The organism is Brachybacterium kimchii (assembly GCF_023373525.1).
Lineage (GTDB): Bacteria > Actinomycetota > Actinomycetes > Actinomycetales > Dermabacteraceae > Brachybacterium > Brachybacterium kimchii.
The window spans coordinates 3555275-3575915 of record NZ_CP097218.1; the positions used below are offsets into that span (position 1 = coordinate 3555275).

The 20641-nt window shown below is 72.4% G+C and carries 17 protein-coding genes; 7 read left to right on the forward strand and 10 right to left on the reverse strand.

What is annotated here, in order from left to right; translation table 11 throughout:
* Nucleotides 1-50 precede the first annotated feature (50 nt).
* The 4 genes from M4486_RS16180 to M4486_RS16195 all read right to left on the reverse strand — a co-directional run bounded on the left by M4486_RS16180 (nucleotide 51) and on the right by M4486_RS16195 (nucleotide 4007).
* Nucleotides 51-1553, reverse strand: coding sequence for an NAD-dependent succinate-semialdehyde dehydrogenase (locus tag M4486_RS16180; RefSeq protein WP_249478310.1), 1503 nt, complete (start codon nucleotides 1551-1553; stop codon nucleotides 51-53).
* 114 nt (nucleotides 1554-1667) lie between these two features.
* On the reverse strand, nucleotides 1668-2774 hold the full coding sequence (locus M4486_RS16185; RefSeq protein ID WP_249478311.1) for an alcohol dehydrogenase catalytic domain-containing protein: 1107 nt from the start codon (nucleotides 2772-2774) through the stop codon (nucleotides 1668-1670).
* Nucleotides 2771-3172 carry a zinc ribbon domain-containing protein gene (locus M4486_RS16190; RefSeq protein WP_249478312.1) on the reverse strand — a complete coding sequence of 134 codons (402 nt, stop codon included), beginning with the start codon at nucleotides 3170-3172 and terminating at the stop codon, nucleotides 2771-2773. The genes M4486_RS16185 and M4486_RS16190 overlap by 4 nt, the downstream gene beginning before the upstream one ends.
* Nucleotides 3173-3182: 10 nt before the next feature.
* Entirely contained in the window at nucleotides 3183-4007 is an 825-nt protein-coding gene (locus tag M4486_RS16195) for an N-acyl homoserine lactonase family protein (protein WP_249478313.1), read from the reverse strand.
* 139 nt (nucleotides 4008-4146) lie between these two features.
* Here M4486_RS16195 and M4486_RS16200 point away from each other — a divergent pair, with 139 nt between their 5' ends.
* The gene (locus M4486_RS16200; RefSeq protein WP_249478314.1) at nucleotides 4147-5985 is read left to right on the forward strand and encodes a helix-turn-helix domain-containing protein; all 1839 of its coding nucleotides are present in this window, start codon (nucleotides 4147-4149) and stop codon (nucleotides 5983-5985) included.
* Here M4486_RS16200 and M4486_RS16205 read toward each other — a convergent pair.
* The 4 genes from M4486_RS16205 to M4486_RS16220 all read right to left on the reverse strand — a co-directional run bounded on the left by M4486_RS16205 (nucleotide 5982) and on the right by M4486_RS16220 (nucleotide 10131).
* Nucleotides 5982-6623 carry a histone deacetylase gene (locus M4486_RS16205; protein WP_249478315.1) on the reverse strand — a complete coding sequence of 214 codons (642 nt, stop codon included), beginning with the start codon at nucleotides 6621-6623 and terminating at the stop codon, nucleotides 5982-5984. The two genes, M4486_RS16200 and M4486_RS16205, sit on opposite strands and share 4 nt — an antisense overlap.
* Nucleotides 6624-6707: 84 nt before the next feature.
* Nucleotides 6708-7901 carry an MFS transporter gene (locus M4486_RS16210; protein WP_249478316.1) on the reverse strand — a complete coding sequence of 398 codons (1194 nt, stop codon included), beginning with the start codon at nucleotides 7899-7901 and terminating at the stop codon, nucleotides 6708-6710.
* A 174-nt stretch (nucleotides 7902-8075) separates the two neighbouring features.
* Complete coding sequence (locus tag M4486_RS16215) at nucleotides 8076-8411, reverse strand: hypothetical protein (RefSeq protein WP_249478317.1); 336 nt, start codon at nucleotides 8409-8411, stop codon at nucleotides 8076-8078.
* Between the two features lie 22 nt (nucleotides 8412-8433).
* The gene (locus M4486_RS16220; protein ID WP_249478318.1) at nucleotides 8434-10131 is read right to left on the reverse strand and encodes a sodium:solute symporter family protein; all 1698 of its coding nucleotides are present in this window, start codon (nucleotides 10129-10131) and stop codon (nucleotides 8434-8436) included.
* Between the two features lie 297 nt (nucleotides 10132-10428).
* Between M4486_RS16220 and M4486_RS16225 the strand changes: the two genes are divergently transcribed.
* The 4 genes from M4486_RS16225 to M4486_RS16240 all read left to right on the forward strand — a co-directional run bounded on the left by M4486_RS16225 (nucleotide 10429) and on the right by M4486_RS16240 (nucleotide 15219).
* On the forward strand, nucleotides 10429-12708 hold the full coding sequence (locus M4486_RS16225; RefSeq protein ID WP_249478319.1) for a carbon starvation CstA family protein: 2280 nt from the start codon (nucleotides 10429-10431) through the stop codon (nucleotides 12706-12708).
* The gene (locus M4486_RS16230; RefSeq protein WP_249478320.1) at nucleotides 12708-12920 is read left to right on the forward strand and encodes a YbdD/YjiX family protein; all 213 of its coding nucleotides are present in this window, start codon (nucleotides 12708-12710) and stop codon (nucleotides 12918-12920) included. The genes M4486_RS16225 and M4486_RS16230 overlap by 1 nt, the downstream gene beginning before the upstream one ends.
* Nucleotides 12921-13049: 129 nt before the next feature.
* Nucleotides 13050-14198 (forward strand): alcohol dehydrogenase family protein, encoded by a 1149-nt coding sequence (locus tag M4486_RS16235; RefSeq protein WP_249478321.1) that lies wholly within the window; start codon nucleotides 13050-13052, stop codon nucleotides 14196-14198.
* Entirely contained in the window at nucleotides 14188-15219 is a 1032-nt protein-coding gene (locus M4486_RS16240) for a proline racemase family protein (RefSeq protein ID WP_249478322.1), read from the forward strand. Before M4486_RS16235 ends, M4486_RS16240 begins: the two co-directional genes overlap by 11 nt.
* Nucleotides 15220-15258: 39 nt before the next feature.
* On the opposite strand, the gene M4486_RS16245 is transcribed toward M4486_RS16240, so the two are convergent.
* The gene (locus tag M4486_RS16245) at nucleotides 15259-16785 is read right to left on the reverse strand and encodes a S10 family peptidase (RefSeq protein WP_249478323.1); all 1527 of its coding nucleotides are present in this window, start codon (nucleotides 16783-16785) and stop codon (nucleotides 15259-15261) included.
* A 188-nt stretch (nucleotides 16786-16973) separates the two neighbouring features.
* Between M4486_RS16245 and M4486_RS16250 the strand changes: the two genes are divergently transcribed.
* Both M4486_RS16250 and M4486_RS16255 read left to right on the forward strand, forming a co-directional pair.
* Nucleotides 16974-17603, forward strand: a complete 630-nt coding sequence (locus M4486_RS16250) for a TetR/AcrR family transcriptional regulator (protein WP_249478324.1) — start codon at nucleotides 16974-16976, stop codon at nucleotides 17601-17603.
* A 105-nt stretch (nucleotides 17604-17708) separates the two neighbouring features.
* Complete coding sequence (locus tag M4486_RS16255; RefSeq protein WP_249478325.1) at nucleotides 17709-18605, forward strand: arginase family protein; 897 nt, start codon at nucleotides 17709-17711, stop codon at nucleotides 18603-18605.
* On the opposite strand, the gene M4486_RS16260 is transcribed toward M4486_RS16255, so the two are convergent.
* A complete protein-coding gene (locus M4486_RS16260) occupies nucleotides 18602-20602 on the reverse strand; it encodes a glycogen debranching N-terminal domain-containing protein (RefSeq protein WP_249478326.1) in 2001 nt (666 codons plus the stop codon). The two genes, M4486_RS16255 and M4486_RS16260, sit on opposite strands and share 4 nt — an antisense overlap.
* Nucleotides 20603-20641 lie beyond the last annotated feature (39 nt).

A 20641-nucleotide genomic window follows, 5' to 3' on the forward strand; every position in this document is an offset into this window, starting at 1 on the left:
GGGGCGCAGGCGCGGCGGGCGCCTCGTGGTCTCCGTCCCCGCAGGTCCGCTCACAGCGGCAGCCGCACGTACGTGGTCTCGAGGTACTCCGCGATGCCCTCGTGGGAGCCCTCGCGGCCCAGGCCCGACTCCTTGACGCCGCCGAAGGGAGCGGCGGCGTCGGAGGCGACGCCCAGGTTCACCGCGACCATGCCCGACTCGATGCGTCCGGCGACGTCGGTGACCTCGCCGAGGTCCGCGCCGACGGCGTAGCTCATGAGCCCGAACTCGGTGTCGTTCGCGGCGCGCACCATGTCCTCGACGTCGTCCATGACGATCACGGGCGCGACCGGTCCGAAGATCTCCTCGCGGTTCACGCGGGCATCGGCCGGGACGTCGCCGAGCACGGTGGGCAGGTAGAAGTAGCCGTCCCGGCATCCCTCGGGCAGCTCGTCGGCGCGCGGCCGACGCCCGCCCGTGAGGACCTTCGCGCCGCGCTCGACGGCGTCGGCCACGAGCTCCTCGATCTTCTCCAGCGCCTTCGGCTCGATCATCGGGCCCATCGTGGTGCCCTCGTCGATCCCCGCGCCGACCTGCAGCGCCTCCGTCGACTCCACGAGGCGGCGGGTGAACTCCTCGGCGACGGACGAGTGCACGTAGAACCGGTTCGCGGCGGTGCACGCCTCGCCGTTGTTGCGGAACTTCGCGGGCATCGCGGCGGCGATCGCCGTGTCCATGTCGGCCGAGGGGAGCACCAGGAAGGGAGCGTTGCCACCGAGCTCCATGGAGGTGCGCAGCACGTGCTCGGACGCCTGCGCGAGCAGGGAGCGGCCCACCGAGGTGGAGCCCGTGAACGAGACCTTGCGCAGGCGCCCGTCGGCCATCAGCGTCGAGGACATTCCGGAGGAGTCCGAGGTGACGACGACGTTCACGACGCCCGCGGGGACGCCCGCGTCGGCGAGGATCTGCGCGAAGGCGAGAGAGGTCAGGGGCGTCATCTGCGCGGGCTTGAGCACGACGGTGCAGCCGGCTGCGAGGGCCGGAGCGATCTTGCGGGTGCCCATCGACAGCGGGAAGTTCCACGGGGTGATCGCGAGGACGGGGCCGACGGGCCGCGAGGTGGTGAGGATCGCCTGCTCGGCGGCGGGGGCCTGCCGGAAGCGTCCGGGCAGGCGCACGGCCTCCTCGCTGAACCAGCGCAGGAACTCGGCGCCGTAGGTGACCTCGCCGTACGACTCGTCCAGGGGCTTGCCCATCTCGAGGGTCATCAGCGCTGCGAGGTCGTCCGCCCGCTCGTGGCAGAGCTCGTAGGCGCGGCGCAGGATCTCCGATCGCTCGCGGGGGAGGGTCGCCGCCCAGTCGGCCTGGGCGGCGACGGCGGCATCGAGAGCCTTCCCGCCGATGCTCGCCGCGTCGGCGTCGACGACCTGGGTGAGGACGCGCCCGGTCGCCGGGTCCTGCACGTCGAGATCGGGGGTGCCGCCCAGGAAGCGGCCGCCGATGAAGGAGCTGCGGGGGGTGCGCTCGAGCAGGTCGGCGACCTTCGCGGGGGAGAGACGGGGCTTCGTGGTCATGGTGCGCTCCTTCGGGTCGGGGTCTCGGGCGGGGCCGACGGGCGGGCCGACGGCGCGGCCGGTCCCTCCATCCTGCGCCTTCCGGGGCGGGATGGGGGAACCGGCCGCGAGGGATCAGTCGAACAGGATGACCTGGCGGACGGCCTCGCCGTCGGCCAGCTGGTCCATCGCCTCGTTGATCTCCTCGAGGCGGATGGTGCGGCTGATCAGCTCCTCGACCGGCAGCTTCCCCTCGAGGTAGAGCCGGGCGTACTCGGGCACGTCGCGCCGCGGCACGGCCGAGCCCAGGTAGGAGCCGATGATCGACTGGGCCTGCGCGGTGAGCGGCAGCGGGGCGATCGTGACCTGCGCTGTCGGCGCGGGGAGGCCCACGGTGACCATGGTGCCGCCGAAGCCGATCGCGCCCACCGCGGTCTCGAAGGCCTTCGGATGGCCGGCGGCCTCGACCACCCGGTCGGCGGTGATCTTCTGCTCGGCGACCTCCTGCGGCGTGTACGTGCGGTGGGCGCCGAGCTCCGTCGCCCGCTCGAGCTTCGCGGGGAGGGTGTCCACGGCGATCACCTCCTTCACGTCCTGCGCGAGGGCGGTGATGAGGGCGGCCATGCCCACGCCGCCGAGGCCCACGATCATGATCGAGTCCTCGGGGCCCGGCTGCGCGGCGTTCAGGACGGCCCCGCCGCCCGTGAGCACGGCGCATCCCAGCACGGCGGCGACCTCGGGCGGGACCTCGTCGGGGACGACGACGGCGCTCGCCTGGTCCACGACGGCGCGGGTCGCGAAGCCGCTCACCCCCAGGTGGTGGTGCACGTGCTCGCCGTCGCGGGCGAGGTGGGTCGAGCCGTGCAGCAGCACTCCGTCGTTGTTGGTCCTGGATCCGACCGAGCAGGGGAGGCGGCCGTCGGTGCGGCACTCGCGGCACTCGCCGCAGCGGGGGAGGAAGCTCATCACCACGCGGTCGCCCACGCGGATGTCCTCCACCTCGGCGCCCACGGCCTCGACGCGGCCGGCGGCCTCGTGCCCCAGCAGCATGGGGACCGGGCGCGGTCGGTTGCCGTCGACCACGGAGAGGTCGCTGTGGCAGACGCCCGCGGCCTCCATGCGCACGAGGATCTCGGTCGAGCCGGGCTCGGTGAGCTCGAGCTCGCTGATGGTGATCGGCCGGGAGTCGGCATAGGGGCGCTCGCGCCCCATCTCCTCGAGGACTGCTCCACGGATCTTCATGCGGTCGCCTCCTTCGTCGTCCCGAACGTCGCCTGCGCGACCTTCGTGGCGAGCGGGTCTCCGGCCCTGAGCGGTCGGCCCTCGAAGGCGCCCTCGTGGGCGAGGACCGGTCGACGGTCGCCGGCGAGCTCGGGGTGCTTCTCCTCGAGCTTCTCGCGGCGGCTCATCTCGCGGTGCCAGCCGCGCACCACGTCGGGGTGGCCCTGCTGGATGCCGCGCCAGGTGGTCGGCATCTCCTCGCGCGAGCGGCCCGTGTCGGCCGTGCCGAGCTGGCGCACGGAGGCCGGGACGCGGGACGTCTCCGCCCCGCACCGGCATCGCGGGTTGTCGTCGAACATCGAGGCCAGGCCCGCTTCGAAGCGGTGGCCGTCGGCGCACTTGAGGTCGTAGAGGATCATCGCCGGCCCCTCAGCTGTAGAAGCCGTCGGGCGCGAGGGTGAGGCCCTTGCGCTGCTCGGCGTCGTGGCCGAAGATCATCTCCGCGCCGGTCTGCTCCTGGATCTTCCGCAGCTTCTCGACGGACTCGAGCCAGCCCACGCTGTCCCAGACGATGCCGGCTCCGATCGCGGGCGGGCCCCAGCTTGCGCCGAGGTACACCGCGTCGGAGGTGAAGATCTTCGTGCCGTCCTCCGGCAGGTCCACGCGCAGGCTCATGGTGCCCCAGGTGTGCCCCGGGGTGGAGATGACGCTGACGCCGGGGACGATCTCGGCGTCGCCGTGGACGGGTTCCAGCGGCAGCCCCGAGAAGTCCGAGACCAGGTGGGCGCCGGCGAACTCGCCCTCGATGCTCTTCACGCCCTCGATCTCGTCGGCCTGGGCGAGGATGCGGGTCTTCCCGTTCTCGAACATCTTCGCGTTCGCCGCGTGGTCGAAGTGCAGGTGGGAGAGGACCAGGATGTCGATGTCCTCGGGGGTGAGCTCGAGGTCCGCGAGCGCGGTGTCGAGGTAGCCGGGGCCGGCGGGGTCCTCCTGGACGGGGAAGAAGTCCTGGAACCCGGTGGGCTCCCAGCGCTTCTCCCAGTCGCGCGGCACTCCCGTGTCCCAGAGGATCCGTCCCTCGGGCGTCTCGATGAGGACGGCGTGCGTGGGGGCCTCGCCCCAGGCGGCGGGCTTGTCCTTGTGCTGACGGTCGGTGATCGTGTTCCCCGCCTGCAGCAGCAGCCAGGTGTGGTCGCACTCCATGACCCCGGTGGACAGGACGTGCAGCTTCATGGGCGAATCGGTCGCAGTCATCGATGACTCCTCACGGTCGGTGCCTCGCCGGGCGACGGTGCCGGGCGGCGGCGCGTTCGCTCCCCACGCTATGGCGCGAGCCACACCGCGCCTATGGTGTGCGGTGACAGGGATCGGGCCGATCGATGGAGGATGGTCCATGGGTGCGATGGAGCCCCTGCTGCGCGCGGTGATGGCCGAGGAGGACCCGGCGCGGCTCGAGGGCGCGATCGCCGCGGCGCGCGGTTCCCTCGACGAGGCCGACGCCCGCACCCTGCGTGCCCTCCAGCAGCGTCTCGCCCAGGGCGCACGGCGCGAGGAGCTGCTGCGCACGGTCTCCTCGATCGCCGTGGACGTCACCACACGGCGCGACGTGGTGGGCGTGCTCCACGAGATCGTGCGCCGCACCCGCCTGCTCACCGGCGCCGACATGGCCTACATAGCCCTGAACACGGCGGACACCACCTTCATCCGCGAGTCCGACGGCGTGCGCACCGAGGAGTACCGCACCCTGCGCATGCCCATCGGCTACGGCGTGCTGGGACGCGCCGCGACCGGTCGCGCGATCGTCACCACCGCCGACTACCTCGAGGACGCGGCGCTGTCCCACATCGAGGAGATCGACGACATCGTGCGCGGCGAGGGCGTGCGCTCGATCCTCGCCGTGCCCATGACCCTGCGCGAGCAGGTGCACGGCGCCCTGCTGATCGCCGACCGCACGAGCCGCGAGTACCCGCCCGAGACCGTCGACATCGTGGACACCCTGTCCCGCCATGCGAGCGTCGCGCTCGACAACGCGCGCCGCTTCGAGGAGGTCACCGGGGCGCTCGCGAGCCTCAGCGCGCAGCAGGACGAGGACGAGGAGCGCATGGTCGAGCTCCACGAGATCCTCGACCTCGACGCGGGACTGCTCGAGGCGCTCCTGGACGGCGGCGACCTCGAGGTGCTCGCCCGCCGCGTGCACGAGCTCCTGGGCGCCGACCTCGCGCTCCTCGACGCCGGCGGGGTGCCGATGGTCGAGACGGACCCCGGCGCGCGCCTCGCCGTCGGCCTCGACGGGGAGGCGCTGCGCGCGGCCCGCGGCACAGGCAAGCCCGCCGTCTCCGGCGGGACCACGCTGGCCTGCGCGAGCAGCGGCAGGGAGCATCTGGGCACGCTCGTCGTCGGCCGGGCCCTCGCCCCGCGCCTGCTGCCGCGCGTGCAGAGGGTCGCCGTGTTCTTCGGGATCCTGCTCCTGCTGGGCCGGGCGCAGCAGGACGACAGGCGCCGCCGCGACCGCGCCGTGATCGACGCCCTGGTGCGCGGCGGACGCGAGGTCGACACGGTGCGCGGGGACGCCCGGGTGCGCGCGGTGCGCCCTGGCACGGGCGTGCGGATGGTCGCGATCGACGTCTTCGACGCCGACGTCGGCCCCCTCGCCGACCGCCTGCGCGCGGGCACGGCGCACGACGGCGCGGTGGTCGCGCTGCACGGCGACCACCTGTGCGTGCTCGTGCCCGATGCCGCGGCCGACGCGCTCTCCGCGCTGCTCGACGTCGCCGGCAGCGGCGTGAACGCGGGCTGGTCGAGCCCCGTCGAGGACCTGGCGCGGATCCCTGCGGCGCACCGCTCCGCGGAGCTCGCCCTGCGCTCCCTCGCCGTGCTCGGAGTGCGCGGCAGATCGGCCGACGGCGAGAGGATCGGCATGGTCGGGCTGATGGCCGAGGCGATCCACCGCGACCCCACGCTGCCCTCGCCGCTGCTCGTGCTCCGCCCGCTCGAGGACTACGACCGCGAGCACGGCACCGAGCTCACGCGCAGCGCCTGGGCCTTCGCCGAGTCCGGTCGGCACGTGCCGCGCGCCGCGCAGATGCTGCACGTGCACCCCAACACGGTCCGCCAGCGCCTCGAGCGGATCGCGGGGCTGCTGGGGGAGGACTGGCGCGCGCCCGCGAGGTTCCTCGACCTCCACTTCGCCCTGCGCATGTGGTCGCTCGGGCGCGAGGAGGCAGGTGGCTAGACCCCGACCCGCTCCAGGTCCGCGCCGCGGGCGGAGAAGTAGGCGTCGGCCCGCTCGCGGTCCCAGCCGTGGGATTGGCGCAGGCCCTCGGCGAGCATGTCGAGATAGGCGGGGACGGGCTGGGTCGCCGGCACGTCGCCGATCCCCTCCGGTGCGGTGAAGGTGAGCATCGGGATGCCCTCGCGCTCGCCGAGCACCACCAGGGTCTCGTAGCGACCGGGGCCGACGGCCACGCGCGTACCCGCGCTCGCCGCGGTGGCGTCCGTCCCTCCGCCGATGCCCAGGTCCTCGCGCACGAGGCGCTCGACGGGGTCGTCCTCCTGGACGGGGCGGTGCATCTCCTGCGCGGCGACGTCGGCGAACTGGGGGATCGTCAGCAGGAAGGCGCGGGCCGGCGTCGGCCCCTCGGCGTCGTGGTCGTAGAAGCCCATGCCGCCGCTCCACACGCGGGACTCGCCCGCGAAGTGCAGACGGCCCGGGAGCATCACGCCCGCCGCCTCGCGCGGGGGAGTGCGGTCGCGGGCCCCGGTGTAGCCGATCAGCGCGCCCGGCGGCCTGCCGCCCTGGATGTAGCAGGCGAGACGCTCGGCGTTCATGTTCGAGCCGTAACTGACGTACCAGACGAGATCGCGATCCATGGTGTCCCCATCCTGCGCACGCGCCGCCGGCCGATGCCAGAGCGGCGCGCCGGATCCGAGACGGCCCTCACGCGGGGGCATCGCTCAGCTGCTGCGGCGCAGGGCCCGGTTCCCCGTCGAGGGCGCGAGGAAGATCGCGACCGCGACCACCGCGGCGGGCAGCAGCAGCGCGCCGCGCAGTCCCAGGTGCTCGCCCACGAAGCCCAGCACGGGCGGGCCGACGAGGAAGGCCATGTAGCCGACGATCGAGGCCAGGGCGACGCGCTGGGCCGGCTGCGGCCCGGAGTCCCCCGCTGCCGAGAGCGCGACGGGGAAGCCGAGCGAGGCGCCGAGGCCCCAGAGGATCACGGCTGCGCCCGCCACGATCTGGTTGTCCACCAGCGAGACCAGGACCAGACCGGCCGTCGCGCAGGCGGCGCTCGCCGCGAGCACGGGTGCGCGGCCCAGGCGGTCGATGATCGGGCCCCCGGCGAAGCGGCCCGCCGTCATCGACGCCGCGAAGACCGCGTAGACCGCGCTGCCGAGCGCCGCGTCGAAGCCGTGGCCGTCGACCATGACCAGCGGCAGCCAGTCGTTCGCGGTGCCCTCGGCCAGGGCCATCGCCAGCACGATCGCGCCGATCAGCAGCAGGCGGCCGTCCTTCCAGACCGGAGGGCCGGTGCGGTGCCCCCGGGCGGCGCGCTCCTCGGCGGTGACCTGGCCCGTGGCCGCGGGCAGCAGGCGGATCGCCCAGGCCAGCAGCACCGCACCGATCACGCCGATCGCGAGCAGGTGGGGGACCACGGGGAGGTGCACGGCGTTCGCGAGGATGCCGGCGCCCGCCCCCACGACCGTGCCCAGGCTGAAGCAGCCGTGCAGGGTGGGCAGGAAGGTGCGTCCGGATTCGCGCTCGACCTCGGCGCCCTCGATGTTCATGGCGACCTCGCCGCCGCCGGTGCCGGCGCCGAACAGGGCGAGGCCCAGGGTGACCACGAGCGCCTGCTGCGTGGCCGCGCCCGCGGCGATCGTGGGCATCGCGAGCACGAGCAGCGCGGAGGCGACGAGCACGACCCGTCGGGCGCCGAGGCGCATCACCGCCGGCCCCGAGGTGAGGATCCCGAGCATCGAGCCGATGGACAGGCCGAACAGCACGAGGCCCATCTGCGCCGTCGAGGCGCCCAGAAGGTCGCGGATCGCGGGGGTGCGCGTCACCCAGGAGGAGATGCTGATCCCGGGCAGGAAGAACAGGGCGCAGAGCGCGAGGCGGCGCAGGGCGAGGGAAGCGGGTGCGCCGGGCACGGGCGTCTCCAGATCACGTAGGCGTACGGTCGTACACAAGTGTAGGGGCGGCGCAGGGGCGGGCGCACACCTGATCCGCGCACCGGAACGCCCCCGCAGCCGGCGCAGCGCTGAGCGGTGCGCGGGCGGCGGGGGCGTTCCCGTCGGCCGACGGAGCGGCGGTGGGCCGGGAGGTCAGTCGAGGCCCGCGATGTCGCGCGGCTCCTCGGCCCCCTCCTCGTTCTCGCTGACGATCATGCGGATCGGCTCCACCTTCGCCCAGACGGCGAAGAGGAGGCCGACGACGACCATGACGATGCCGGCCCACAGGTTGGCGTTGACGCCGCCGGTCTTGGCGGCCTCGACGTCGGTGAAGTCGAAGAGTCCCACCAGCAGCAGGATCACGCCGAACAGTGCGACCAGCAGACCGATGAAGTTGCGGATGTCGAAGGCACCGGCGGTCTCGACCTTGGCGCCCGCGGAATCGGGGACTGCGACGGGGCCGCCCTCGAGGTTCTCGTTGTCGTTCATGACTTCTCTCCTCCGTCCCGGCTCACGCGAAGACGATGTTCAGGATGATGACCAGCGCCAGGCCGATCCCGGCCATCGGGACCGGACGACGGAAGAAGGGCAGGCCCTTCTCGTCGGGGTCCACGAGATCGGTCTTGGGGGTCTCGGAGTAGACGAGGCCCTTGAGCTCGTGCACGGGCTTGGGGCGCGTGAACCGGGTGACGACGACCGAGACGATGATGTCCACGACGAACGCGGTGGCCGCGCTCAGGAACGCGAGGCCCTGGCCCGGCAGGACGAACACCTCGCCGAAGGTCGACAGGCTCCACAGGATGACGGCGGCGACCGTGCCCGAGGCCAGGCCCGACCAGCCGGCGGCCGGCGTCATCCGCTTCCAGAACATGCCCAGGATGAACGTCGCGAACAGCGGCGCGTTGAAGAACCCGAACAGGGTCTGCAGGTAGTCCATGAGGTTCGAGAACTGCCCGGCGATGAGCGCCGTGAAGATCGCGATCACGCAGGCCACGGCCGTGGCGATGCGGCCCACGAAGATGTAGTGCTTGTCCGGGGCGTCCTTCTTGACGTACTGCTGGTAGAGGTCGTAGCTGACCACCGTGTTGAAGGCCGAGATGTTCGCGGCCATGCCGGCCATGAATGCGGCCAGCAGGCCCGCGATCGCCACGCCCAGCAGGCCGTTGGGCATCACGTCGCGCATCAGCAGCAGCAGGGCGTCGTTGTAGGAGACGCCCGTGGCGGCCGCCCCGGCGGCATCGCCCCCGAAGTCGAGCTTCTTGAACTCGGTCATGTCCGAGACCAGCACGCCGGCGATCATGCCGGGGATGATCACGATGAAGGGGATGAACATCTTGGGGAAGGCGCCGATGATCGGCGTCATCCGGGCGGCGGTGATGGACTTGCTGGCCATCGCGCGCTGCACCTCGACGAAGTTCGTCGTCCAGTAGCCGAAGGAGAGCACGAAGCCCAGGCCGAACACGATGCCGACCACCGAGAGGATCGGGCTGTCGAAGCCCGAGAGCTGCTCGCCCGGCCAGGAGTGGAGCTGCTCGGCGCCGAGCATGCCGTCGCCGGCGACCTTCTCCTTGAGGCCGCTCCAGCCGCCCACGCGGTGCAGGCCGATGAGCGTCAGGGGCAGCAGCGCCGCGACGATCACGAAGAACTGCAGCACCTCGTTGTAGATGGCCGCGGAGAGCCCGCCCACCGAGATGTAGAACAGCACGAAGGCGGCGGCGACGATGAGGCCCACCCACTGGGGCCAGCCCAGCAGGCGGTTCACGATCGTGGCCAGCAGGTACAGGTTCACGCCCGCGATCAGCAGCTGTGCGGCGGCGAAGCTGATGGAGTTCACGAGGTGCGCGGCGGTGCCGAAGCGCATGCGCATGAACTCGGGGACGCTGCGCACCTTCGAGCCGTAGTAGAAGGGCATCATCACGACGCCCAGGAACAGCATCGCGGGGATCGCGCCGACCCAGAAGTAGTGCATCGTGGGCATGCCGTACTGGGCGCCGGTGGCGGACATGCCCATGATCTCGACGGCGCCGAGGTTCGCCGAGATGAACGCGAGGCCGGTCACCCAGGCGGGCAGGGAGCGGCCGGAGAGGAAGAACTCGATGGAGTTGGAGACGCCGCGTTTGGCGAACCAGCCCACACCGAGGACGAAGACGAAGTAGAGCGCGATGATCGCGTAATCGATCCACTGCGCATCCAACCGGATGTCGACCATGACAGGGCCTCGGAGTCCAGGGGAAGGGGCGCCGTCGCGAGCGCGCTCGAGGCGCCCGGAGGAGCAGCGGGGGATTGGCCGCCGGGCGGTCACGCTACCACCGCGTCAGGAGTCGTCGGCGGCGACATCCTGCAATCGCCGGACGACCAGCGGGTCCGCGTGGTATGTGAGTCGCGTGCCACATCGTGGCGCGGGGCGACGTGGGCTCGGCGACGGTGCGGCGGGGACGACGGCGGTAGCCTGTCGTCGGCCGTTCTCCCCGGCGGCCGGTCGACGACGACCCAGGAGGTCTTCCCCATGTCCCCCTCGTCCCCTGAACCCTCCTCGGGCACGGCCGCTGCGACGGTCGACGCCCCTCCCGCAGCCCTTCCCGAGCAGACCGTGCGCGCCGAGCAGCGCTGGACCCCCGCGAAGATCGTGCTGTGGGTCGCCATCTCGCTCGTGGGCGCCCTCGGCTGGGTGATGCTCGCCCTCGCGCGCGGCGAGACCATCAACGCGATCTGGTTCGTGTTCGCCGCCGTCGCGACCTACCTCGTCGCCTACCGCTTCTACGCGAAGTTCATCCAGAACCGCCTGGTAAAGCCCGACGACACCCGCGCCACCCCGGCGGAGGCCGAGTACGACGGCAAGGACTACGTCCCCACCGACCGGCGCATCCTCTTCGGCCACCACTTCGCCGCGATCGCCGGCGCCGGCCCGCTCGTCGGCCCCGTCCTCGCCGCGCAGATGGGCTACCTGCCCGGCACCATCTGGATCATCGTGGGCGTGGTCCTCGCGGGCGCCGTCCAGGACTTCCTGGTGCTCGTGATCTCGACCCGCCGCCACGGCCGCTCGCTCGGCCAGATGGCCCGCGACGAGCTCGGCGTCGTCGGCGGCGTCGCCGCGTTCATCGCGACCCTGACCATCATGCTGATCATCGTCGCGATCCTCGCGATGGTCGTCGTGAACTCCCTCGGGGAGAGCGCCTGGGGCGTCTACAGCGTGGGCCTGACCATCCCGATCGCGATCTTCATGGGCCTCTACCTGCGCTTCCTGCGCCCGGGCAAGGTCTTCGAGGTCTCCGTGATCGGCGTGGCGCTGCTGCTGTTCGCGATCATCTCCGGGCGCTGGGTCGCCGAGACCGGCTGGGGCGACGCCCTGTTCCACCTGGACCGTCCCGTCCTCGCGGGGCTGATCATCGCCTACGGCTTCATCGCCGCCGTGCTGCCCGTGTGGGTGCTGCTCGCCCCGCGCGACTACCTCTCGACCTTCATGAAGATCGGCACGATCGTCATGCTCGCCGCCGCGATCATCGTGGTGCGCCCCAGCATCTCGACCCCCGCGGTCTCCGAGTTCGCCTCCCGCACCGACGGGCCCGTGTTCACCGGCGGCCTGTTCCCGTTCCTCTTCGTCACCATCGCCTGCGGCGCCCTCTCCGGGTTCCACGCGATGATCTCCTCGGGCACCACTCCCAAGCTCGTGGAGAAGGAGCGCCAGATGCGCATGATCGGCTACGGCGGCATGCTCATGGAGTCCTTCGTGGCGATCATGGCGCTGGTCGCGGCCGTCTCCATCGACCGCGGCATCTACTTCGCGATGAACTCCTCGGCCGCCGCGACCGGCGGCACCATCGAGGGCGCCGCGCAGTTCGTGAACTCGCTCGGCCTGACCGGCGTGAACCTCGATCCGGCGACGCTCGCGCAGACCGCGAAGGACGTCGGCGAGGAGTCGATCGTCTCGCGCACCGGCGGCGCGCCCACGCTCGCCGTGGGCCTCGCCGGGATCATGCACAAGCTCGTGGGCGGGCCCGCGATGATGGCGTTCTGGTACCACTTCGCCATCATGTTCGAGGCGCTGTTCATCCTCACCAGCGTCGACGCCGGCACGCGCGTCGCCCGCTTCATGCTGGCCGACGCCCTGGGCGGCTGGAAGCCCCGCTTCCGCGACCACTCGTGGCGCGTCGGCGCCTGGATCACCACCGCGGTGATGGTCGCCGGCTGGGGCTCGATCCTCATGATGGGCGTGCTCGACCCGCTGGGCGGCATCAACACCCTGTTCCCGCTCTTCGGCATCGCGAACCAGCTGCTGGCCGCGGTCGCCCTCGCGATCTGCCTGGTGGTGTTCGCCCGCAAGGGCCGCACCTGGTCGCTGCTGATCATCTTCGTGCCGCTCGCCTTCACCGCGGTCGTCACCATCACCGGCTCGTTCCAGAAGATCTTCTCCTCCGACCCCGGGGTGGGCTACTGGGCGAACCACATCGCCTACCGCGATGCGCTCGCCGCGGGCAAGACCGAGCTGGGCCTCGCGAAGACCCCCGAGGACATGCACGCGGTCGTCTTCAACACCGCCGTGCAGGGATCCCTCTCGATCCTCTTCGTGGTCTGCACGATCATCGTCATCGTGGTCTCGCTCTGGCGCACCTGGCAGGCGCTCCACGGGAGGAACATCCTGGACACCGAGGCCCCGCGCGTGGAGTCCGCGTACTTCGCGCCCGCAGGCATGGTGCCGACGGCCGCCGAGAAGGAGCTCGAGGGCCGCTGGAAGGACCACCTGCGCGAGCACCCCGAGAAGGACCTCGCCGGGACGGTCGGGCACTGATGAGCACGCGAGCGGCTCCGGCGGGCAGTCTCGTCGGCGCCCTGCGCGGGGTGCGGCGGTTCGCCCGCGGGGTGCTGGGGTCAGACGCCTACGACCGCTACCTGCACCATCACCGGATCACCGGCTGCGCGCATGCGCCGCTGAGCGAGAAGGAGTTCTGGCGCCGGAAGTACGCCGAGCAGGGCGAGAACCCCTCCGCCGGCTGCTGCTGAGCGGGGCGGCCGGGTCGCTCCGGCGGCCCGGCCCCGTCCCTCGGCCTCTCTTTACGGCTCCCTCCCGCGGTGCCATGCTCGTCGTACTCCCCGCGCAGCGCTGCGCGGACCCGTCGACGGGAGCTCGGCATGACCCCGACCCATGACACCCCGCCCACCATGGCCGCCGTGCGGCTAAGGGGGCACGGAGGACTCGACCAGCTGGAGTTCTCCCGTGACGTCCCCACCCCGAGCCCGGCGGCCGGGGAGGTGCTGATCGACGTCCACGCCTGCGGGATGAACAACACCGACGTGTGGGTGCGCGAGGGCGCCTACGGCAGCGACACCGACCCCGGTGAGGTCTCCACGTGGCGGCGCGGGCGCTCGACCCTCGAGTTCCCGCGGATCCAGGGCGCGGACATCGTCGGCCGCATCGTCGCCGTCGGCCCCGGGGTCGACGCCTCCCGGATCGGCGAGCGGGTGATGGTCGACTTCAGCATCTACCACCGGCCCGAGGGCGACGACTCCCTCGCCGACATCGACTACATCGGCCACGGCCGCGACGGCGGGTACGCCGAGTACGTCGCCGTGCCCGAGGAGAACGCCTACGAGATCACCGCCGACATCCCCGACGCGGGCCTCGCGACCTTCTGCTGCGCCTACCTCACCGCCGAGCAGATGCTCGTGCGCGCCCGTCTCGCCGAGGGGGAGAGAGTGCTGGTCACCGGCGCATCCGGGGGAGTGGGGTCGGCGATCCTGCAGCTCGCGCGGGTGCGCGGGGCGGTCCCCTATGCGGTCTCGAGCCCCGGCAAGGAGGACGCGCTGCGCGCGATCGGCGCCGAGGACGTGATCCTGCGCGGCTCGGGGGACCTCGTCGAGGAGGTCGCGAGGGCGGCCGACGGCCCCATCGACGTGGTCGCCGATCTCGTCGCGGGGCCGATGTTCAACGACCTGCTGCGGATCCTGCGGCCGGAGGGCCGGTACACGACGGCCGGCGCGATCGGCGGGCCCGTCGTCGACCTCGACCTGCGCACCATGTACCTCAAGCAGCTCGAGCTGCACGGCTCCTCGCAGGGGACACGCACCGCGTTCCGGCGGCTCGTCGGCTACATCGAGGACGGCCGGATCCGGCCGCTGCTGGACCGCACCTTCCGCCTCTCCGACTTCCACGAGGCCCAGCGCACCTTCATGGGCAAGACGTACATCGGCAAGCTCGTGGTCGTGCCCGACCGGCACTGGGACGAGGTCGGGGCGCCGTTCGCCCACGACGGCGCGGCGGGCGATCCCGATGCGCCGTGAACGCACGATCGAGCTGATCGACACGCAGTCCGGCGGGGACGTCAGCCGCATCGTGATCGCCGGCATCGAGCCGGTACCGGGCGCGACGGCGCTCGAGAAGGCACGCTTCCTGCAGCGCGAGGGCGACGGCCTGCGGCGCCTGCTGCTCTCCGAGCCCTACGGCGACCCCGCGATGTCCGTCGACCTCATCGTCGAACCCGGGCATCCCGAGGCGCAGGCCGGCTACATCATCATGGAGGCCATGGGGTACCCGATGTACTCGGGGTCCAACACGATCTGCACCGCGACCGCCCTGCTGGAGAGCGGGACGATCGCGATGACCGACGGCGTGCAGAGCGTGGTCCTGGAGTCGCCCGCCGGCCTCGCCCGCATCACCGCCGACTGCGCCGACGGCCGCGTCGAGTCCGTGACCACGCGCGGCGAGCCCGCCTTCGTCGCCGATCGCGACCTCGTCGTCGACGCGCCCGGGATCGGCCCGGTCCGCTTCGACCTGGTGTGGAGCGGGGCCTACTACGCGATGGTCCGCGCCGCCGACCACGGCTTCGCGGTCGCGGCCGACGAGCAGATCGCCCTCGCCGCCTTCGGCGACGCCTTCGTGCGCGCCGCCCGGCCCGGCCTGCGCCACGAGCATCCCTCCCTCGGGGACGTCGGCCCGCTGCCGTTCGTGCACTTCATGGGCGAGATCCGCGCGATGGCGGGCGGGGGACTCGAGTCGCCGTCGGCCACCTATGTGCATCCGGGCGTGATCTGCCGCAGCCCCACCGGGACCGGCACCTCGGCCCGGCTCGCGCTGATGGCCGCGGACGGCGACCTCGCCCCCGGCGGCACCCTGGAGACGATCTCCCCGCGCGGGTCGCGGTTCCTCGGCACCCTGACCGGGCCCGCCGAGGTCGGCGGCTTGCCCGCATGGGACTCGACGACCACCGGCACGGCGCGGCTGCTCGCGCGCTCGCACGTGACCGTGGACCTCGATGACCCGCTCGTGGACGCCTCGGACCTGGAGGCGCTGCTGCGGGAGTGAGCACGCGGCGCGATGTCGCCCGCATGCTCACGCCCGGGCTCACTCCCCGCGCACGAACTGGCCGAGGTGCTCGCCGAGGGCCACGCGGCTGGGCTCGTGGACGTACATCATGTGCCCCGCCTCGTAGTACTCGATGCGGATCCGCTCGCGGTAGTCGTCGGTGGGGATCGGCAGGTGCGCGAGCACGTGCTCGCTCGCGTGGAACGGGGTCGCCGCGTCGTGGTAGCCGTGGGCGACGAACACCCTGGTGGACGGCACCTTCCGCAGGACCCGGGCGAGGTCCGAGGCGACCTCCACGCTGCGGTTCTCGAACTCCTTGTAGCTCCAGGGATGCACCCTGGGGGAGAAGATCTCGTAGACCACGTCGGAGGTGAAGCCGAGCTCGGCGGTCAGGTACTGGTTGATGGCGGCGGTGTACGAGGGGCCCAGCTCGTCGGTCGACGGGTCGGTCTCCATGGTCGCGGCGTTGAGGTTGCCGGCGGGGGCGCTGAAGCGCCCGTCGATGCGGCCGACGATCCGGCCCTCCTCCCGCAGCACCTCCGCGAGATAGGCCATGTGCTCCACGCGCAGGTCGGCCCGCTCCACCCAGTCGGGGCCGACGCCGATGAGCGCCGCGATCTGCTCGGCGGCCTCGCGCTTCTCCTCGGGGTCCAGGCGGTGGCCCTGGGCGAGGAGCTGCGGATACTCGGTCTCGGCGAAGGCCTCCGCCTCGTCGACGACCTCGAGCAGCGAGCGGCCCGGGTGCTTGCCGTGCGCGTGCGCGATCGCCGCATAGGTGGGGAGGTAGTGCAGGTACGGGGCATCGTTGCCGGCGGGGAAGTCCTCGGCGAACACGATCGTGGAGAAGTCCAGGACCGGGGAGAGCAGCGCGATGCCTGCGGGGGCGACGTTGAAGCGATCCACGAGTCGGCCCGCGACGGCGCTCGCCCGGGTGGTGCCGTAGGACTCGCCGACGAGGTGCACCGGGGAGAGCCAGCGCTCGTTGCGGGTCAGCCAGTCCATGATGAAGTCCGCCACGAGGTCGCGGTCGGCCGTGATCCCGTGGTGGCGGTCGGGCTTCGCGCCGGGCGCGGGCCGTGAGTACCCGGTCGACATCGCATCGACGACCACCAGGTCCGCGTCCTTCAGGATCGTCTCGTGGTTGTCGAGGAGGCCGAACGGAGGAGGGGTGAGGGCGCCGGCGTCACCGGAGTCGACGCGCCGCGGGCCCAGCAGCCCCAGGTGCAGCCACACGGTCGAGGAGCCGGGGCCGCCGTTGAAGGCGAACACCACGGGGCGCTGGGAGCCGCGATCGGTCGCGACGTAGCTGACGGCGAACAGCTCCGCGTAGGCGGTGCCGCGCGCATAGGCCTCGCCCTCGGGCTCCTCGGTGAGCACGTGCGTGCCGGCGGTCGCCGTGTAGGTGAGGGAGGAGCCGTCGGGCAGCTCGAGCAGATGGGCGGTGGTCTCCAGGCGGTCCTCGGGCTTCGGGCGCGTCTCCCCGCCCTCGCCGAGCGCGCCGGCCGCGGCCCCCGCGGCAGCGGCCTCGGTCGCGGTGGTGTTCGAGGGGCTGTGGGACTCGGTCATGGAGATCCTCCGCTGCGTCGTGGGTGGCCTCCACCGATCGTACGGACGGCAGCGGCCGCCGTGGGCGCTTCCGCGGACGCCCTCGCGGTCGCGGCGCTCGCCGTTGAACACCGAGTGGGTGGTAGGTATTCTCGTGCGGGACGGCGGATCCGTCGTCGACCATCCCCGTGCTCAGCAGGAGGAAGCGCATGCCCACCGCGCACGAGACCGCGCCCCACCGGCGCGGGAGCTACGCCCCGGGGCAGGCGGCGCGCGCACGGATCCTCGACGCCGCGACGGAAGCGTTCGGGGAGCACGGCTACCGCGGCGCCTCCCTCGCCTCGATCGGCCGCATGGTCGGGATGACCCAGCAGGGCGTGCTGCATCACTTCCCGACCAAGCCCACGCTGCTGCTGGCGGTCCTCGAGGAGAGGGACCGGCGCGGGCAGCTGACGTGGCCGGAGGGCCGCGCGTTCTCGGGGACCGAGGTCCTCGACGCGTGGGACGCGACCGTCGCCGACAACGTCGAGCGCTACGGCCTGGTGCGCCTGGCGCACGTGCTCGGGGCGGAGGCGACGGAGGAGGGCCATCCGGCGCGTGAGTACTTCCTCCGCCACATCGACATCGGCCGCACCATGCTGCGCGAAGGGTTCGCGGCCGGCGTCGCCTCGGGCGAGCTGCGCGATGACCTGGACTACGAGCTCGTCATCCGCCAGGTGATCGCGATGAGCGAAGGACTGGAGAACCAGTGGCTCATCGACCCCGACGGCATCGACATCGTCGCCTGCTTCCACGACTTCACCCGTGCCCTGCGCGCACGGATCCGTCGGCCCGTCTGACCCCGCACGCCCGGCGCGCCCCGGGCGACCCGCGATGGCAATCCCCTGACCGACCCGCCGTCCCATGACCGACCACCCCGCCACCCGGAAAGGCATTCGATCGCGATGACGCATCCCGACCGCTCCGACACCCTCCGCCTCGTCTGGCCCCAGTGGCAGGGCGCCGGACGCGAGAACGTCACGTCCCTCCTGCCCGAGTTCCCCGCCCCGGTCGCCCGCCACGGCTACGTCGTCGGCTCCCGGATCCTCGACGCGATCATCCCCGCGCACGACGGCCCCACCGAGCACGTCGTCGTGGAGATGTCCGAACCCGAGGAGGGGTCGACGGGCGGCATCGAATCGCGCGCGAGCATCCTCGCCTCCCTCGCCGCCGCCCAGGAGGCGATCGCCCGGCACGACGCGGAGCGCATCCTCACCCTCGGCGGCGAGTGCTCCGTGAGCGTCGCCCCGTTCGCCGCGCTCGCCGAGCGCCACGGCGAGGACCTCGCCGTGGTGTGGATCGACGCGCACCCCGACGCGGACACCCCGGAGACCGGATACGACGGGTACCACGCGATGGCGGCGTCCGTCCTCACCGGGCACGGCGACGCCGAGGTCCTGGATCGCCTGCCGGCCACGATCGATCCCTCCCGCTTCGCCTACGCCGGCCTGCACGCCGGCGAGCCCGACGCCCTGGCGAACGTGCCCGCGTGGGGACTCACGACCATCGGCCCGGATCAGCTGCGCACATCGAGCGACGCGCTGCTCGCATGGCTGGCCTCGACAGGGGCGACGAAGGTCGCCATCCACCTCGACGTCGACACCGTGGACAGCGACGAGATCACCTTCGGGCTCGGCGAGGTCCCCGGGGGCCTCACCAGCGCGCAGGTCCACCGGGTGATCGCCGATGTCGACAGCGCGTACGACGTGGTGGGCCTGACGATCGCCGAGTACATCCCGCGGCAGGTGATGGCCCTGCAGGGCATGCTGCGAGGTCTCCCGCTCGTCGACCGACGGGCCTAGACCAGCCCGAGCGCCCGGGCGATCGGGACGGCGCTCGCCGCGGCCCACGCCTGCGGACGGCACGAGGCCGGGTAGGGCAGGGGCGCGCAGACCTCGTCGGCGCTCTGCCCGCCGAACAGCTCGGGAAGCCGCTGGTCGAAGGCGCCCGCGGCCCGCAGCAGACCGCGCGCGAGCATCTGCGCCTCGTCCACGAAGCCCGCGCGGAGCATGCCGCGCAGGATGTACCCGGTGTCATGCGTCCACACGCTGCCGCCGTGGTAGCGCAGCGGCCCGTATCCGCCGTTGTCGGTCGAGAGGGTGCGGATGCCGAAGCCCGAGAACAGCGTCGGGTCCATGAGGCGATCCACGACCAGGCGCTCCTGGTCCGCGTTTAGCAGGCCGGTCCCCAGCAGGTGTCCCATGTTCGAGGCGACGCCGTCGACCGGGCGCTCGGCGCCGTCGAGGGCGAGCGCGGGGTACCGACCGCGCGCGTCCTCGCACCAGAAGCGTGCGTGGAACGTCTCGCGCAGATGCGCGGCGAAGGTGCGCAGGCGGGCGGGGAGATCCGCGGACGACGGGTCCCTCGGGGCGCCGCGCTCGAGCAGGTCGGCGGCGTGCAGCGCGGCGGCATAGGCGTATCCCTGGACCTCGGCGAGGGCGATCGCGCCGCTCGCGAGGGAGCCGTCCGCGCGGCGGATCGAGTCGTCGGAGTCCTTCCAGCCCTGGTTCGCCAGGCCGTGCCCGCTCTCGTCGACGTACTCCAGCAGACCGTCGCCGTCGGCATCGGCGTGCTCGAGGAGCCAGCGGGCGGCGGCCTCGAGGTGCGGGAGCAGGTCGGTGAGCACCGTGGCGTCGAGGCCCGCGTCGAGGGCGTCGTGCAGGAGCTCGATCCACAGGGGCGTCGCGTCGATCGTGCCGAAGTAGACCGGCGGCAGATGGCTCTCGGCCATCTCCATGCCCTGGGCCCGCACTTCGTGGAGGATCTTGCCGGGCCGCTCGGCCGTGTCGGTCACGACGCGGGTGCCCTGCATGCTCGCGAGCGTGCGCAGGGTGCCCTCCGCGAGCGTGGTGTCGACGGGCAGGACCAGTGAGGCGGCGATGATCGAGTCGCGGCCGAAGAGGGTGAAGAACCACGGCGCGCCGGCCGCGGCGAAGCTGCGGGCCGGATCTCCCGGCACCTGCAGACGCAGCGCGTCGAGGTCCGCGAGGGAGCGGACCAGGAGGTCGCGGGCGGCCCGACGCTCGGGGTCCGCGTCCGGCGCGGCGGTGAGCGCGACGCTTCGGGGCTCGGCGGCCTCGAACGGGACGTCCGGGTCGGTGAACGCGAGCTCCCAGTCCGCCTCGGCCGTTCCGCGCGCCGGTGCTTCGAGGACGCAGTGCCAGGTGACGACGGGTCCGTCGACGTCCTGGACGAGCGTGCCAGTGCCGGTGCTCGCGTGGAGCACCGCCTCGCCCCGCTCACCGATCCGCCACCGCGCCGCACCGTCCCGGATGCGGGCCACGGGGCGGGCGGGGGCCTGCGCGAGCATCAGACTCGGGTCCTTGACCTGCGACATCGTCGCGCTGTCGGTGACGAGCCCGAGGCGCAGCGACAGGGTGCGCGGGCGGTCGTCGTCGTTGCGCAGGCGCAGCGTCTCGCGGATGCCGCGGCCGGACGCTGTGCGCGTGCGCTCGAGGATCATGAGCGGGTCGCCCGGCAGATCGGGTGCGGTGACGACCCAACGGAACATGACCGCTTGTGCGCTGCGCGTCTCGGCGGGGAGGGGCGAGAGAGTGAGGTGCTCATGGTCCTCGTCCGCGGACTCGGCAGCGTCCTCGACCTCGCAGGTGAGGTCGGAGACGACGCGGGTGTCTCCGAGATAGATGCCCTGCGCGCCGGCGCCCGTGATCGTGCCGTCGGGCGCCGACCAGGCCTGCAGTGGAGCGCGCAGCACCACGGCGAGGTCGTGGAGGAAGGGTTGGTGGTTCTCGAACTGCCGCGGCGCGGACGGGCTCGGGGAGGACGCGTGCGTGCTCACCGCTTCATGCTTGCACGCGCGGTCTTCGTGCGCTCGGCG

Excerpts from the sequence above, each read along its gene's own strand:
- M4486_RS16180 (WP_249478310.1), bottom strand. The coding sequence starts at position 1,553 with ATGACCACGAAGCCCCGTCTCTCCCCCGCGAAGGTCGCCGACCTGCTC.
- M4486_RS16185 (WP_249478311.1), bottom strand. The coding sequence starts at position 2,774 with ATGAAGATCCGTGGAGCAGTCCTCGAGGAGATGGGGCGCGAGCGCCCC.
- M4486_RS16190 (WP_249478312.1), bottom strand. The coding sequence starts at position 3,172 with ATGATCCTCTACGACCTCAAGTGCGCCGACGGCCACCGCTTCGAAGCG.
- M4486_RS16195 (WP_249478313.1), bottom strand. The coding sequence starts at position 4,007 with ATGACTGCGACCGATTCGCCCATGAAGCTGCACGTCCTGTCCACCGGG.
- M4486_RS16200 (WP_249478314.1), top strand. The coding sequence starts at position 4,147 with ATGGGTGCGATGGAGCCCCTGCTGCGCGCGGTGATGGCCGAGGAGGAC.
- M4486_RS16205 (WP_249478315.1), bottom strand. The coding sequence starts at position 6,623 with ATGGATCGCGATCTCGTCTGGTACGTCAGTTACGGCTCGAACATGAAC.
- M4486_RS16215 (WP_249478317.1), bottom strand. The coding sequence starts at position 8,411 with ATGAACGACAACGAGAACCTCGAGGGCGGCCCCGTCGCAGTCCCCGAT.
- M4486_RS16220 (WP_249478318.1), bottom strand. The coding sequence starts at position 10,131 with ATGGTCGACATCCGGTTGGATGCGCAGTGGATCGATTACGCGATCATC.
- M4486_RS16225 (WP_249478319.1), top strand. The coding sequence starts at position 10,429 with ATGTCCCCCTCGTCCCCTGAACCCTCCTCGGGCACGGCCGCTGCGACG.
- M4486_RS16230 (WP_249478320.1), top strand. The coding sequence starts at position 12,708 with ATGAGCACGCGAGCGGCTCCGGCGGGCAGTCTCGTCGGCGCCCTGCGC.
- M4486_RS16235 (WP_249478321.1), top strand. The coding sequence starts at position 13,050 with ATGACCCCGACCCATGACACCCCGCCCACCATGGCCGCCGTGCGGCTA.
- M4486_RS16240 (WP_249478322.1), top strand. The coding sequence starts at position 14,188 with ATGCGCCGTGAACGCACGATCGAGCTGATCGACACGCAGTCCGGCGGG.
- M4486_RS16245 (WP_249478323.1), bottom strand. The coding sequence starts at position 16,785 with ATGACCGAGTCCCACAGCCCCTCGAACACCACCGCGACCGAGGCCGCT.
- M4486_RS16250 (WP_249478324.1), top strand. The coding sequence starts at position 16,974 with ATGCCCACCGCGCACGAGACCGCGCCCCACCGGCGCGGGAGCTACGCC.
- M4486_RS16255 (WP_249478325.1), top strand. The coding sequence starts at position 17,709 with ATGACGCATCCCGACCGCTCCGACACCCTCCGCCTCGTCTGGCCCCAG.